At 72.1% G+C, this 13270-nt stretch carries 15 protein-coding genes; 12 read left to right on the top strand and 3 right to left on the bottom strand.

What is annotated here, in order from left to right; genetic code table 11:
* Positions 1-1593: sensor histidine kinase (locus BHU15_RS08750; protein WP_368483193.1), on the top strand; the 1593-nt coding region annotated here is incomplete at its 5' end.
* A gap of 118 nt (positions 1594-1711) precedes the next feature.
* On the top strand, positions 1712-2383 hold the full coding sequence (locus BHU15_RS08745; protein WP_079128009.1) for a response regulator: 672 nt from the start codon (positions 1712-1714) through the stop codon (positions 2381-2383).
* Between the two features lie 132 nt (positions 2384-2515).
* On the opposite strand, the gene BHU15_RS08740 is transcribed toward BHU15_RS08745, so the two are convergent.
* Together BHU15_RS08740 and BHU15_RS08735 are read right to left on the bottom strand one after the other, a co-directional pair.
* Positions 2516-3409, bottom strand: a complete 894-nt coding sequence (locus BHU15_RS08740) for a S1 family peptidase (protein ID WP_247748394.1) — start codon at positions 3407-3409, stop codon at positions 2516-2518.
* A 630-nt stretch (positions 3410-4039) separates the two neighbouring features.
* Positions 4040-5212, bottom strand: a complete 1173-nt coding sequence (locus BHU15_RS08735; protein ID WP_069626663.1) for a serine hydrolase domain-containing protein — start codon at positions 5210-5212, stop codon at positions 4040-4042.
* Positions 5213-5478: 266 nt separating this feature from the next.
* Here BHU15_RS08735 and BHU15_RS08730 point away from each other — a divergent pair, with 266 nt between their 5' ends.
* From BHU15_RS08730 to BHU15_RS08715, 4 genes are all read left to right on the top strand, one after another.
* On the top strand, positions 5479-6012 hold the full coding sequence (locus BHU15_RS08730) for a PadR family transcriptional regulator (RefSeq protein ID WP_069626662.1): 534 nt from the start codon (positions 5479-5481) through the stop codon (positions 6010-6012).
* Complete coding sequence (locus BHU15_RS08725) at positions 6009-6710, top strand: ABC transporter ATP-binding protein (protein ID WP_069626661.1); 702 nt, start codon at positions 6009-6011, stop codon at positions 6708-6710. The genes BHU15_RS08730 and BHU15_RS08725 overlap by 4 nt, the downstream gene beginning before the upstream one ends.
* Entirely contained in the window at positions 6707-8038 is a 1332-nt protein-coding gene (locus BHU15_RS08720) for an FtsX-like permease family protein (protein ID WP_069626660.1), read from the top strand. Before BHU15_RS08725 ends, BHU15_RS08720 begins: the two co-directional genes overlap by 4 nt.
* 203 nt (positions 8039-8241) lie before the next feature.
* Entirely contained in the window at positions 8242-8769 is a 528-nt protein-coding gene (locus BHU15_RS08715) for a DUF6328 family protein (RefSeq protein ID WP_069626667.1), read from the top strand.
* On the opposite strand, the gene BHU15_RS08710 is transcribed toward BHU15_RS08715, so the two are convergent.
* Entirely contained in the window at positions 8770-9147 is a 378-nt protein-coding gene (locus BHU15_RS08710; RefSeq protein WP_069626659.1) for a VOC family protein, read from the bottom strand.
* 122 nt (positions 9148-9269) lie between these two features.
* On the opposite strand from BHU15_RS08710, the gene BHU15_RS08705 reads away from it, so the two are divergent.
* From BHU15_RS08705 to pqqE, 6 genes are all read left to right on the top strand, one after another.
* A complete protein-coding gene (locus BHU15_RS08705) occupies positions 9270-9785 on the top strand; it encodes a GNAT family N-acetyltransferase (protein ID WP_069626658.1) in 516 nt (171 codons plus the stop codon).
* 215 nt (positions 9786-10000) lie between these two features.
* Positions 10001-10132, top strand: a complete 132-nt coding sequence (gene pqqA, locus BHU15_RS08700; protein ID WP_023537811.1) for a pyrroloquinoline quinone precursor peptide PqqA — start codon at positions 10001-10003, stop codon at positions 10130-10132.
* 11 nt (positions 10133-10143) lie between these two features.
* Positions 10144-11046, top strand: a complete 903-nt coding sequence (gene pqqB, locus BHU15_RS08695; RefSeq protein ID WP_069626657.1) for a pyrroloquinoline quinone biosynthesis protein PqqB — start codon at positions 10144-10146, stop codon at positions 11044-11046.
* Positions 11043-11774 carry a pyrroloquinoline-quinone synthase PqqC gene (gene pqqC / locus BHU15_RS08690; protein WP_069626656.1) on the top strand — a complete coding sequence of 244 codons (732 nt, stop codon included), beginning with the start codon at positions 11043-11045 and terminating at the stop codon, positions 11772-11774. Before pqqB ends, pqqC begins: the two co-directional genes overlap by 4 nt.
* A complete protein-coding gene (gene pqqD, locus BHU15_RS08685) occupies positions 11771-12049 on the top strand; it encodes a pyrroloquinoline quinone biosynthesis peptide chaperone PqqD (protein WP_069626655.1) in 279 nt (92 codons plus the stop codon). The genes pqqC and pqqD overlap by 4 nt, the downstream gene beginning before the upstream one ends.
* Positions 12037-13167 carry a pyrroloquinoline quinone biosynthesis protein PqqE gene (pqqE, locus tag BHU15_RS08680; protein WP_069626666.1) on the top strand — a complete coding sequence of 377 codons (1131 nt, stop codon included), beginning with the start codon at positions 12037-12039 and terminating at the stop codon, positions 13165-13167. Before pqqD ends, pqqE begins: the two co-directional genes overlap by 13 nt.
* Positions 13168-13270 lie beyond the last annotated feature (103 nt).

Genomic DNA, 13270 nt, shown 5'->3' with positions numbered 1-13270 from the left:
GTGCTGAGGCGGGGCGGGAACAGCGGGGTGACGGGGGCGGCGGTGCGCCCCGTGGTGGGTGACATCGCGCTGTGGGCCGCCCTGGCCGGGGCCGCGCTCGTCTGGTTCGTGGGCCACCCGGAACCCTCCGTCGCCCTGGAACTGGTGCTGCCGCTCGGCGTGCTCGCCGTCGCGATCCCCGCCCGCCGCCGATGGCCCGTGGCGGCCCTGTGTGCCGTCGACGCGCTCTGCGCCATCGGCCTCGTCCACCCGCTGACCCCGGCCAACGCGTACGTCCTCGCCCTCGCCGTCTTCGCCTGTCTGCTGGGCGCCGGACCGACCGGCACCCGCGCCGCGCTGCTGACGCTCGGCGGCTGCCTCGCGTTCGACCTGGCGCTCTGCGCCGCGCTGGGCGTGAGCGTGGTGTGGTGGTACTGGACGCTGACGATCGTGCCCCTGGCGCTGCTGGTGCCCTGGCTGTTCGGCCGCTACTGGCAGGCCAGGCTCGCGCTCGTGCACGGCGGCTGGCAGCGGGCCGGGCTCCTGGAGCGGCGGCAAGGGCTCGTCGCCGAACAGGCCCGGCTGCGCGAACGCACCAGGATCGCCGCCGACATGCACGACTCCCTCGGCCATGAACTGAGCCTCGTCGCGCTGCGGGCGGGCGCCCTGGAACTCTCACCCACGCTGACCGGTCAGGACCGGGCTGACCTGGGGGAGTTGCGGGCAGCCGTGTCGGACGCGGTGGGTCATCTGCGGGACACCGTGGGGGTGTTGCGCGACGACGGGGCCGACCGGGCGACCGCGCCGACGACCGAGTCCGTCGGGCAACTGGTGGACCGGGCACGGGACTCGGGCGTCACCGTCGACCTGCGGCAGGAGGGCAGCCCTGCGCCGCCCGGCCTCTCGCCGCTCGTGGAGCGGGCCGTGTACCGGGTGGTGCAGGAGTCGCTGACCAACGCGGCCAAGCACGCCCCTGGGGCGGCCGTACGGGTACGGATCACGTACGAGGCCGGGCACACCCGCGTCACCGTGACCAACACGGCCCCGGAACAAGGGAGGCTGACACCCCCGGGATCCGGGGGACACGGCCTGGCGGGGCTGCGTGAGCGGGTCGAGCCGGTCGGCGGGACGCTGCGGGCCGCGCCCTCCGGCCACGGGTTCGAGGTCGTCGCGACGCTGCCCGACCGCCCGGCGAACACCGGCCGGGACCCGGCGCCCCCCGGCGATTCGGAGTCGGCACGCCAACTCACCGCCGCCCGCCGCCGTACGAGGCTGCGCATGGCCGCCGCGTTCGTGGTCCCCGGCGGATTCGCCCTGCTCACCGTCGGGTCCGCCGCCTACGCCGCGTTCCAGCTGGCCACCTGTGTACTGCGCCCCGCCGACTTCGCCGACCTCCGGATCGGCCAAAGCCGCGCCGAGTTCGCCCACACCCTCCCGGCGCGCCGGTTCCCGTACGTCTCCGATTCCGTCAAGTCCCGCCCCCGGCCCACGGGAACGGTCTGCGAGTTCTACCGTTCGAACGGCAGCCTCCTCGACCAGGTGGACGTCTACCGCCTCTGTTATGACGGCTCGCGCCTGGTCACCAAGGACGTGATCCCGGGCACGGACGGCTGACAGCTGACGGCTCCCGGGCGGGGCGGGCCGCGCCGTGCCGTACGTCGCCGAACACGCCCCCTACGTTCGTCAGGGACCTCCGTACGGTCCGGCTCGGTACACTCCGCCCGTGGTCAGGGTGCTGGTGGCAGACGACGAGGCGTTGGTCCGCGCCGCGGTGCGGGCGATTCTGGCGCGGGATCCGGGGATCGAGGTCGTCGCGGAGGCGCGGGACGGGCAGGAGGCCGTCGACGCCGTACGCGAACACCGCCCGGACGTCGCCCTGTTGGACATCCAGATGCCGGGGCTCGACGGGATCGCCGCGGCGGAGTGGATCCACCGCGAGCTGCCCGGCACGGCGGTGGTCATGCTGACGACCTTCGGCGAGGACGACTTCATCGCCCGCGCGCTGCGCGGCGGCGCCGACGGCTTCCTGCTCAAGGCGGACGACCCCAGGGAGCTGCTGACGGGTGTGCACGCGGTGGCCGGCGGCGGCGCGTATCTCTCACCGAAGGTGGCGGCCCGCGTGGTCGCGGGGCTCCGGACCGGCGGCCCGGACGCGGCGGCGGTCGGGCCGCTGGCGGCGCGGCTGACGGAGCGGCTGACGGAGCGCGAACACGCGGTCCTGGCGCTGGTCGGCTGCGGGCTGTCCAACGCCGAGATCGGCCGGCGCCTGTTCCTGGTCGAGGGCACGGTCAAGGCCCATGTCAGCGCGATCCTGGCCAAGTTGGGCGTACGCAACCGGGTCGAGGCGGCGATCGCGGCGTACGAGGCGGGCCTGGTCGGCCGGGGCCGCGACGGCGGCCGGTGAGCGTTCGCCGGCACACGACAGCGGGCCGCGCCATGGGCGCGGCCCGCCGGGGACGGATGCCCCTGCGTCCTGCGGAGCCTCAGAGGATCGTCACCCTCTTGGTTCCCGGACGCCTCGGATGCCTTGTCGGTCTCAGATGATCGAGACGCCGTAGGCGCTGAGCGCCTCGGTGACCGGCTGGAAGAACGTGGTGCCGCCGGAGGAGCAGTTGCCGCTGCCGCCGGAGGTGAGGCCCAGCGCCGTGGTGCCGGCGAAGAGCGCGCCGCCGCTGTCGCCGGGCTCGGCGCAGACGTTGGTCTGGATCATGCCGGTGACGATGCCGTCGGCGCCGTAGTTCACCGTCGCGTTGAGACCCGTGACCGTGCCGCCGTGCAGACCGGTGGTGCTGCCGCTGCGCTGCACGCCCTGGCCGACGGAGGCGTTGCCCGCGCCGGTGATCTCCTGGTAGCTGCCGTTGTACAGGTAGACCCTGCCGTCGGCCGCGCTCGGGTTCGAGTGCTGGATGATCCCGTAGTCGTTGCCCGGGAAGCTGGAACCGGCGGTGGTGCCGATGGACCAGCTGCTACCGATGTTGGTGCAGTGACCGGCGGTCAGCGCGTAGTTCGTGCTGCCGTTGGTCACGTTGAAGCCGAGCGAGCAGCGGGCGCCACCGGTGGTGATGGCCTCGCCGCCGGCGATCAGCTTGCTGAAGGTGCCGGGCGTGCGCTTGATGGTCAGACCGGCGTCGGTGTCCGCGACGGCCGACTTGACCTCGGCCAGCTCGGCCGCCGAGACGGTGCTGTCCGCGGTGACGACGATCTTGCCGGTGGCCTTGTCGGTGTACCAGGCGGTGCCGGCCACGTCGGCGCCGAGCACGGCGGAGCTGGCGTCGGCGAGCTGGGCGGCCGTCACCTTGGCCTCGGGGGCCGGGGCGGCGACGGCGGACGGGACGGCGAGCGCGACGGCGGCCACGAGGCCGGTCGACACGGCCAGGACACGAGCGCGTCTGGACACGCCGTTGCGGGGGGAGAAGCGCTTGAAGGTCACGAAATCCTCCATCGGTGGGGGGAACGCACGGCCCCGTGGGGTGTGGGCCGTTGTTTCGTGCGACGGTCCCCGGCCGGTCGTTGCCGGCCCGGTACCTGTCGTTCCGCACGGTTCGAATCGTTGACGGGCCACGCGCCGTACACAAGGCCGACTTCCGGACCCCCGGCCGGGCGCGTTCCGTCGGCCCGCCCTGGCTCCCTCGGCGGAGGCACTGCCACCGCTTTGCCTCCGCAGGGTCATCGGTTTGCTGCAAAGCGTCCGGATGCCGTGACGCGGCGTCCGGTTCGGGGGTGAACTCCCTGTGGGGCAGTGGGTTTGAGCCTGTATACCGAGGAGCTGGGACGGGTCACGTCACGAACACACACGGTTTGCTCGGTGCTTGGGTATCCGGTATGAGCGGTGTGTACGGCCACGTCCGAGGCCGCTCTTCGGGTACGGGCCAGGGATCACGGCTGATGCCTGAGCGGCGCTATGGGGCCTACGTACGAATTGAGTTCACCGGCTCGATGGCTGAAAGTATGTGCTCTGGCCTTGAGTTGGCGCCGATTCGGCTCTTCCGGCTGTCCGCATCCGGACACGGCTGTTCTCTTGTGCGACGTTGCGGGATGTGCTGACCCGTCAGAAACGCGCTCAGCGCCCCACCGCCGCGTACACGGCGCGGACCAGCGCCATCTTGCGCGGGTCGTCGGCGATGTCCGGTCCCATCCGGTTCATGACGTACCCCATGGCGATCCCCGCGTCCGGGTCGGCGAGACCGCAGGAGCCGCCGAAGCCGTCGTGCCCGTACGCGCGGGGGTTCGGACCGTACGAGCCGTTCGGGCCGCTCAGCCACAGCCCGAGACCCGCCTGCGTCTCGTGCCGGAAGCCCGCGCCGAGCACCAGGTCCCGGCAGCTGCCCTGCCCCTCCCGTACCCGCTCCACCGCATCGGCGGAGAGCACCCGGTGGCCCCCGTACTCGCCGTGCCCGGCGAAGATCCCGTACAGCGCGGCGACCGAGCGGGCCGTGCCGTGCCCGTTGGCCGCCGGGATCTCGGCCGCGCGCCACGCGGCGGTGTTCGCGGTGCCGGCGCCCACCGGCGGGTTGAGGAGCGCCGCGAGGGCGACCGGCGTCAACCCGGCCAGGCGCGCGGCCTGTACGGCGGGGGGCATGGCGGGCGGCGGGACCAGCTCGGCCGCACGGTCGGCGTCCTTCTCCGGCAGCCCGATGGTGAAGTCGACACCGAGCGGCCCGGTGACCTCCTCGCGCAGGAACGCGCCCGGCATTCGCCCGGTGATGCGGCGGATCACCTCACCGATGAGGAAGCCGTAGGTGAGCGCGTGGTAGCCCGACCGCGTCCCCGGCTCCCACCAGGGTTCGGTCGCGGCCAGCCGGGACGTGGTCAGCTGCCAGTCGTACAACTCCTCGGCGCTGTGCGGTTCCCGCAGCCCGGCGAGCCCCGCGCGGTGCGACAGGAGATGCCGTACGCGTACGCCTTCCTTGCCCGCCGCGGCGAACTCCGGCCAGTACGCGGCGACCGGGGCGTCCGGGTCCAGCAGCCCCCGGTCCATCAGCAGATGCGCGCACAGGGCGGTGGGCCCCTTGGTGGTCGACCACACGTTGACCAGCGTGTCCCGTTCCCACACCCGGCTCCTCGCCCTGTCCGCCCACCCGCCCCACAGATCCACGACGCTCTCCCCGCCGACCACGACGCAGACGGCGGCGCCCAGTTCGTCCCGCGCCCGGAAGTTCTCCTCGAAGGCGTCCCGCACCACCATGAACCGCTCGTCGCAGTAACCACGCACCCCGGACACCAACCCGCTCATGCAGCCTCCGTCACCTCGTCCGAACCGGTGGCCCCACGGCCCCCGGTACCCCGGAACGTACAGACTCGTCGCGGGCAGTCAACGGCGTGCGTGCCGCCCGGGAGGCGCCGTCGAGGTCGGCTTCCGCCCGGCGGATCCGCCCTCGATCTCCTCGCGTTCGGTCAGCACCTCACTCACCCAGACTGAGAGGTAGGTCACAGCGATTTGGCCGCGGCGACTCTCTCAACTATTCACTGAGTACATGTACTTGGTGAATACTGATGCCCATGAGCACCCGCCACATCCTCCTTGGCCTGCTCGCCATAGGCCCGAGGCACGGATACGACCTCAAGCGCCGGCACGACGAGCGCTTCCCGCAGGCCCGGCCGCTTGCCTACGGGCAGGTCTACACGACCCTGCAGCGGCTGGTACGGGACGGGCTCGCCGAGATCGAGGAGACCAGTTCCGACGGCGGCCCGGAGCGGACGATGTACCGCCGCACGGACGCCGGAGAGCGTGAACTCGCCGACTGGGCGATGTCCGTGACGCCGCCCGCACCGTTCGTCGCGAACGAGATCTTCACGAAGGTCGTCGTCGCGATCCTGTCCGGGGGCGACCCGGCGGCCTATCTCGCAGCGCAGCGGGCCTCGCACATGCGGCGGATGCGGGAGCTCACGGCGGTGAAGTCCGCACAAGGCGCCGATCTCGCCACCGTGCTCTCGGCGGACTACGCCCTTACCCACCTCAACGCCGACCTGCGCTGGATGACGACCACCGCCGGCCGGCTCGCCACCCTGACCGCGGAGGTCGACGCAACGTGAACACCACCGAGCCCGCGCCCGGCCAACCTCTTGTCACCGCCCGGGAATTACGCAAAGCCTACGGCTCGACCCCCGCGCTGTGCGGCGCGTCCGCCGAGCTCAACGCCGGGGAGATCCTCGCCCTGACAGGCCCCAGCGGCAGCGGCAAGTCCACCCTGCTGCACTGCATGGCAGGCATCGTCCGGCCCGATCACGGGCCGGTGACGTACCGCGCCGAGCGCCTCGACAGCGCGCCCGAGGAGCGGCTCAGCGAACTGCGTCGGACCGACTTCGCGGTGATGTTCCAGTTCGGGCAGCTCATCCCCGAGCTCACCACGGTTGACAACGTCTCCCTGCCGCTGATCCTCAACGGAACAGACCGGCGCACCGCCCAGAAGCAGGCACGTACCTGGCTGGAGCGGTTCGGGGTGCTCGACCGGGCCGAGGCGCGCCCTGGTGAACTCAGCGGCGGCCAGGCACAGCGTGTCGCCCTGGCCCGCGCGCTGGTCACCAGTCCGAAGGCCGTGTTCGCCGACGAGCCGACAGGCGCCCTGGACTCTCTTGCGGGTGAGCAGGTGATGACCGAACTGACCTCGGCCGCACGAGAGTCGGGCGCAGCGGTGCTGCTGGTCACGCACGACGCGACGATCGCCGCGTACGCCGACCGTGAGATCCGGCTGACAGACGGCCGTACGGCCACACTGGAGGTGTCCGCGTGAGGACGGATCTGCGGCTGGCCTGGCTGCTCACCAGTGGCTCAAACCGGCGTGAATGGTGGCGGATCTGCCTCACGGTGGTGGGTGCGGCCAGTGTCGCCACCTTCGGCGCGATGGCCGCCGCCGTCGCTTCCATAAGCGGATACGCGAACCTTCCGGTTGCCCATGGTCTGCTGAACAACCCGGGTGAACGCCGTGGTGTGCTACTGGCGCTGCTGCTCCTTCTGATCCCCGGCCTCGGCCTCCTCGCACAGTGCGCGCGGCTGGGTGCCGTGCACCGCGACCGCCGTATGGCCTGTCTGCGGCTGGCGGGCGCCGCCCCGGCACGGGTACGGCGGATCGCCGCGCTGGAGTCCGGGCTGGCGTGCCTGCTGGGCTCCGTCGTGGGCATCGTGGCGGTGGCCGGGTCCGTGCTTGTCGCCGGCCAGCCTCCTGCTCGGCTGTGGTGGATGGCCGCCGTCATGGTCGCCGTCCCGGCCGCGGGCGTGGCGGTGAGCCTGGGCGCATTGCGCCGGGTGGTCGCCTCACCTCTCGGCGAGGTGAAGCTGTTGCCCCGCGGCCAGGGCGGCGGGCGGGCCCTCGCCCGGGGCGCGATCCTTCTCGTGGCCGCCGTGACCGGCGGCATCCTCGCGCTCGCGTACGGCCCCGCCGGGCTGGTTCTGCCGGTCATGTTCGGCGCGTTGCTCCTGGTCGGCGCGGGGGGCGTGTGGGTTAGCGGCGGCATGGCCCGGCTTGCCGGACGCCGGTACGCGGCGCGCGCCGAGAATCCGGCCCTGCTCATCGCCGCCGAGCGACTGTCCGCAGATCCCTGGGCGGCTGCGCGCACCCATGCGGCCGTCCTGTTGGTGACCGTGGTGGGTACCGGTTTCATGGGGGTACGCGAGACGCTGCTCGACGCGCTGTCGGACCAAAGGCTCATGACTCGCTCCGACCTGGACTTCTACACAGGCGGGATCGACCTGGCAGGCGCGGCGATCCTGGTCGGGCTCCTCATCGTCCTTGTCTCAGTCGCCGTGAGCGCCGCCGAGTCCGTGGCAGCCCGGCGCCGGGCACTTGCCCGGCAGGTCGCCGCGGGCGTGCCAAGGAAGGTTCTGAGCCGCGCAGTGCTCCTCGAAACCGCCCTGCCGCTGGCACCGGCCCTACTGGTCTCGGGCGCCGGCGGCCTGGCGGTCGGAATCTGGTACGCGTCGCTCGCCACACACGAACTCACCTTGCCCTACTCCGCCCTGGCCGTCCCACCCCTGATGCTCGCCACCTGCCTGCTGGCCGCGGCCACGTCGCTGCCCCTGCTACGCCGCTCGACACAGCCCACGGAACTGAGGCATACATGATCAGCCGCGCACCAACCCTTTCCCTCACTCTCTGATGTGCTCGCTGGACGAACCGCGGGTTCGTTCATGAGGACGGGCAGGGGACGGCGGAGGGTCTCGCGGCCGGCACGGATTCGGGGCGGGAGCCTCGCTCGTCGGCGCCCGCACGAAAGCGACACCGGGAACGTGGCATGGACGCGACCTACGGGGAAACCCGGAGGGGCATGACGGACGACACCGCGGGACCCGAGACGAGAAGACCCGACGCGCAGAGACCCACGGGACGTGACGAGTCGCCCGAGGAACAGGCCGACCGGCGCTGGGCGGAGCTTCTTCAGGAGGTGCGCGTCGCGCAGACCGGCGTGCAGATCCTCTTCGGCTTTCTGCTCACCGTCGTATTCCAGCCGCGCTTCACCGACCTGTCGGACACCGACACCAACATCTACCTCGCCACGGTGGTGCTCGGCGCCGTCACCACCGGGGCGCTCATCGCACCCGTGTCCTTCCACCGGATGGTCACGGGGCGGCAGTTGAAGCCCCAGATGGTCGAGTGGGCCTCCCGGCTCACCGTCATCGGCCTGGTCTTCCTGCTCTGCACCATGGCGTCGGCCCTGTTGCTGATCCTGCGCGTGGCGCTGCACAACGCCGTCGCGCTGTGGATCGTCGCGGGACTCGTGGTGTGGTTCGTGCTCTGCTGGTTCGTCCTGCCGGCCTGGGCCCGCCGCGACGGTACCGGCTCGCGGGAGCGCTGATCAGGACGGGCGGTCCTGGAGTACGGACAGCGTGTTGCCCGCCGGGTCGGTGAACCAGGCGATGTACGGGCCGCCGAGCCGGAAGATGCCCCGCTCGTCGGTCTCCATGCCGGGGTAGCTCTCGAAGCGCACGCCCCGCGCGACCAGCTCGTCGACGGCCGTCTCGATGTCGTCCACGGGGAAGTTGAGGATCGTGTACGTGGCGGGGACATGGTCCGGCTTCGGATAGACCAGCACCTCAGCCCCGCCCGCCAGACGCAGCCGCAGCATGCCGTTCGCCTCCGTGACGTCCAGGCCCAGCGTCTCGCCGTAGAAGAGACGCGCCCTCGGGATGTCGTCGACGGCGAAACCGCTGAACGCCTTGCTGCTGCCGAGCATGGCTGCTTCCTCTCGTCCGGGCGGGTCCCGGCCGGACGAGCCCTCCTTCCGACCGTACAAGGGGGGCCGCACCCCGGCAGCCCGGCGAGCGGGCGCACGGCCGGGTGGGTAATACTCGGACCATGACCCCGCGTATTACCCGGTCCGCCGCGGCCGGCACCGTCCGGCGGGCCACCGCGCGCGACGCCAAGCGGCTGACCCGGCTCGTCCAGGTGTCCAGCGCCTACGAAGGCCCGTACGCACCCATGATCGACGGCTACCGGGTGGGGCCCGACTACATCGAGACCCACCGGGTCTTCCTCGCCGCCGCCCCCGACGGCCGGCTGCTCGGCTTCTACGCCCTGCTGCTCGCCCCGCCCGAGCTGGACCTGATGTTCGTCGCCGACGCCGCACAGGGTCTCGGTGTCGGCCGGCTGCTCGTCGAGCACATGAAGGGGCAGGCGCGCGACGCCGGCGCCGACGCCGTACGCGTGGTGTCGCACCCGCCCGCCGAGGGTTTCTACCGCCGGGTGGGCGCCGAACGCGTCGGTACCGTGGCGGCGAACCCGCCCGCGGTGATGTGGGACCGCCCGGAGATGGTCATCAGGCTCGGCCCCGTACAGGCGCCTACGGCTGAAAGTTGCCACTCGCACGGGTAGTTGACGCGTTCGGCCACCCCCCGGCCGCGGCGAGATGTGGTCCGATGAGGAACGGTCCGCACCATTGACCGGGCAGCACCGAGACGCAACGCTGTCGCAGATGGCTGAACGCCGGACACTCATGTGAATGAGTGCCTTGAATGAGTGCGCCAACGAGAAGTCACTGCTGCATCACTCCCTGAACCCCCACATCTCAGGAAGGCAGGCAACGGCTCATGAAGGACTCACAGGAACCCACGCAGGAACCGTCGGAAGCCACGATGGGCACGATCAACTGGCAGACCCCCGAGTTCCTGGTCGTCGAGACCGCGCTCGAGGTCACCGCCTACGCCCTGACCGACCGGTAGACCCCACCGCCATGCTGCTCCAGGTGCTCGGCACCGCGGCGGGCGGCGGACTGCCTCAGTGGAACTGCGCGTGTCCCGGCTGCGCCGGGGCACGCGCCCACCCGCACCGGCGCCGCCGTCACGCCTCACTCGCCCTGCGCGCCGACGAGGACCGCTGGTATCTCGTCAACGCGACCCCCGACATCGGCGACCAGATCGAGGACAGCCCCGCCCTGCGCCCGGGGCCGGGACCACGCGACACCCCGGTGGCCGGAGTGATCCTCACCGACGCCGAACTCGACCACACCCTCGGCATCGCCCGGCTCCGCGAGGCAGACGGCTTCGACGTCCTCGCCACCCGCCCCGTCCGCCGCGCCCTGACCGGGCTCATGAGACTGGACGACATCCTCACCCCGTACACCCGCCTCGACTGGCGGGAGCTGGGCGACGGGCCCGTGCCGCTCACCAAGAGCGGCGGCATCGAGATCGACGCCGTACCCGTCTCACCCAAACGCCCCCGCTACGCCGTGACCCCGGACGGCGCCGACGACGACCACACCTGGGTCGTCGCCCTGCGGCTGCGCGAGAGCGCCACCGGCCGCAGCCTCGTCTACGCGCCCGCCCTCGCCCGCTGGAGCGACACCTTCCAGGACGCCGTCGAGGCCGCCGACTGCGTGATCGTCGACGGCACCTTCTGGGACGACGACGAACCCGTCAGGACCGGCATCTCCGCCAGGACGGCCACCGGCATGGGCCATCTGCCGATCGCCGGTCCCGGCGGCACCGCCCGCCGGCTCTCCGGGCTGCGCGCCCGCTGCCTCTACACCCACCTCAACAACACCAACCCACTCGGCGACCCGGACGCCCCACAGCACGCGCTGCTCGGGGAGTGGGGCCTGGAAGTCGCCGCCGACCGAATGGTGATCGAGCTGTGAGCACAGCCGCCCCGACAGCGACCCGCACCGGCGGACCCTGGAGCCCCGGTGAGTTCACCGACCGGCTGCGCGCCGTACCCGCCGAGCGCTACCACGACCGTCACCCGTTCAACGTACGCATGCACGAAGGCACCCTGGAACCGGGCGAGTTGCGCCGCTGGATCATCAACCGCTTCCACTACCAGCGGCACATCCCGGTCAAGGACGCGCTGATCCTCGCCAAGTTCGACGACTCCGCGCTGCGCCGCTCCTGGCTCCGCCGTATCCAGGACCACGACGGCCTGGTGGAGGGCGAGGGTGGGATCGAACGCTGGCTGCGGCTCGGCGAGGCCGCCGGGATCGACCGGGCGCGTCTCCGCTCCGGCACGGAGGTCCTGCCGGGCGTCCGGCTCGCGGTCGACGGCTACGTCAACTTCTGCCGGCTGGGCTCCCCGCTCGAAGCCGTCGCCGCCTCCCTCACCGAACTGGCCGCACCCGGCATCATGCGCACCCGCATCAAGGCGTTCGAACTCCACTACCGGTGGATCGAGGCCGACGGGCTGCGCTACTTCCGGGACCGCATCGGCCAGGGCGGCCGGGACAGCGAGGAGGCCCTTGCCCTGGTCATCGCCTGGGCCACCACCCGGCGGGAGCAGGAAGCGGCGGTCGCCGCGCTCCGCTTCAAGTGCGACGTGCTCTGGTCCCTGCTGGACGCGATCGACCAGGGACCGGCGGGGGAGCGGCCATGACCGGACCGCAGCAGGTCAACTCCGCCTGGAGACCGGCCCTCTCCCGGTCGGTGGTCCTGCGGCACGACCGCGTACGCGACACGGACCTGCTCGTCCTGCCCGAACGCGTCGTCGTGCTCCGGGGCAGCGCCGGGTCCGTCCTGCGCCTGTGCGACGGCGCCAACGACGTCGGCGCGATCGTCGCCACGCTCTCCGCACAGCACCCGGGCGCACCCGTCGCCGACGAAGTCCCGGTCTTTCTGGGGCGATTACGCGCGGAAGGCTGGCTCACGTGACGGCACCGACCAGGCCGGACCCGCCGTGGGCGCTGCTCGCCGAGCTGAGCCACGGCTGCCCGCTGCGCTGCCCGTACTGCTCGAACCCGGTCGAACTGACCGGCCGGGACAGCGAACTGACGACCGAACAGTGGGCCGGGGTGTTCCGCCAGGCCGCCGGCCTCGGAGTCATACAGACACATCTCTCCGGCGGCGAACCGCTGCTGCGCCGCGACCTGACCGAGATCGTCTCGGCCGCCGACGGCGCCGGGATCCATACCCAGCTCGTCACCAGCGGCGTCGGCCTGCACGAGAAACGGCTGGCCGCGCTGACCGCCGCCGGGCTGCGGAGCGTGCAGCTCTCGGTGCAGCACGCCGACCCCGCCGCCTCCGAACACATCGCCGGCGCACGCTCGTTCGCCGCCAAGGAACGGGCCGCCGCCCTCGTACGCGCGGCGGACCTGCCGCTCGGACTGAACGTCGTCCTGCACCGCGCCAACCTCGACGCCCTGGACGATCTCGTCGAACTCGCCCTCGCCTGGGGCGCCGAGCGCCTCGAACTGGCCAACACCCAGTTCTACGGCTGGGCGCTGCGCAACCGCGACGCGCTCCTGCCGGGCCGCGACCAGGTCTCCCGGGCCCGGGTGACCGTCGAGCGGTGGCGGGAACGGCTGGCCGGGCGGCTGGACCTGGTGTGGGTCGTGCCGGACTACGTGGACGGGACGGCCAAGCCCTGCATGGGCGGCTGGGGCGCCGTCTCGCTGACGGTCGCGCCCGACGGCACCGTCCACCCCTGCCCGGCCGCGGCCACCCTGCCCGGACTTCACGCGCCCAACGTCAAGGACCACTCCCTGGAGTGGATCTGGCACGAGTCGACGGCCTTCAACCTCTACCGGGGCGAGGAGTGGATGCGCGACCCGTGCCGCGGCTGCGCGCTGCGGACCAAGGACTTCGGCGGCTGCCGCTGCCAGGCCCACGCCCTCACCGGCGACGCCACCCGCACGGACCCGGCCTGCCGGCTGTCGCCCGACCACGCGCTCGTGACCGACCTGGTGGACACCCTCCCGCACGCGGCGGCGCCCCCGTACGTCTACCGCGACCACCCGGACGAGCGCTCACCCGCGCCCGGTCACCCTTAGAACTTCCTTTCCCCGAACCACCTCCCACTCCCCGACCCCCCACTCCACCCGGAGGAATCCATGCACGGCAGCAAGCCGACGAAGACCCTGGTCAGGACGGCGG

Origin of the sequence: Streptomyces niveus (assembly GCF_001723055.1) — a bacterium.
GTDB classification, from domain to species: domain Bacteria; phylum Actinomycetota; class Actinomycetes; order Streptomycetales; family Streptomycetaceae; genus Streptomyces; species Streptomyces niveus.
This window is presented reverse-complemented; position numbering and strand designations above follow the sequence as displayed.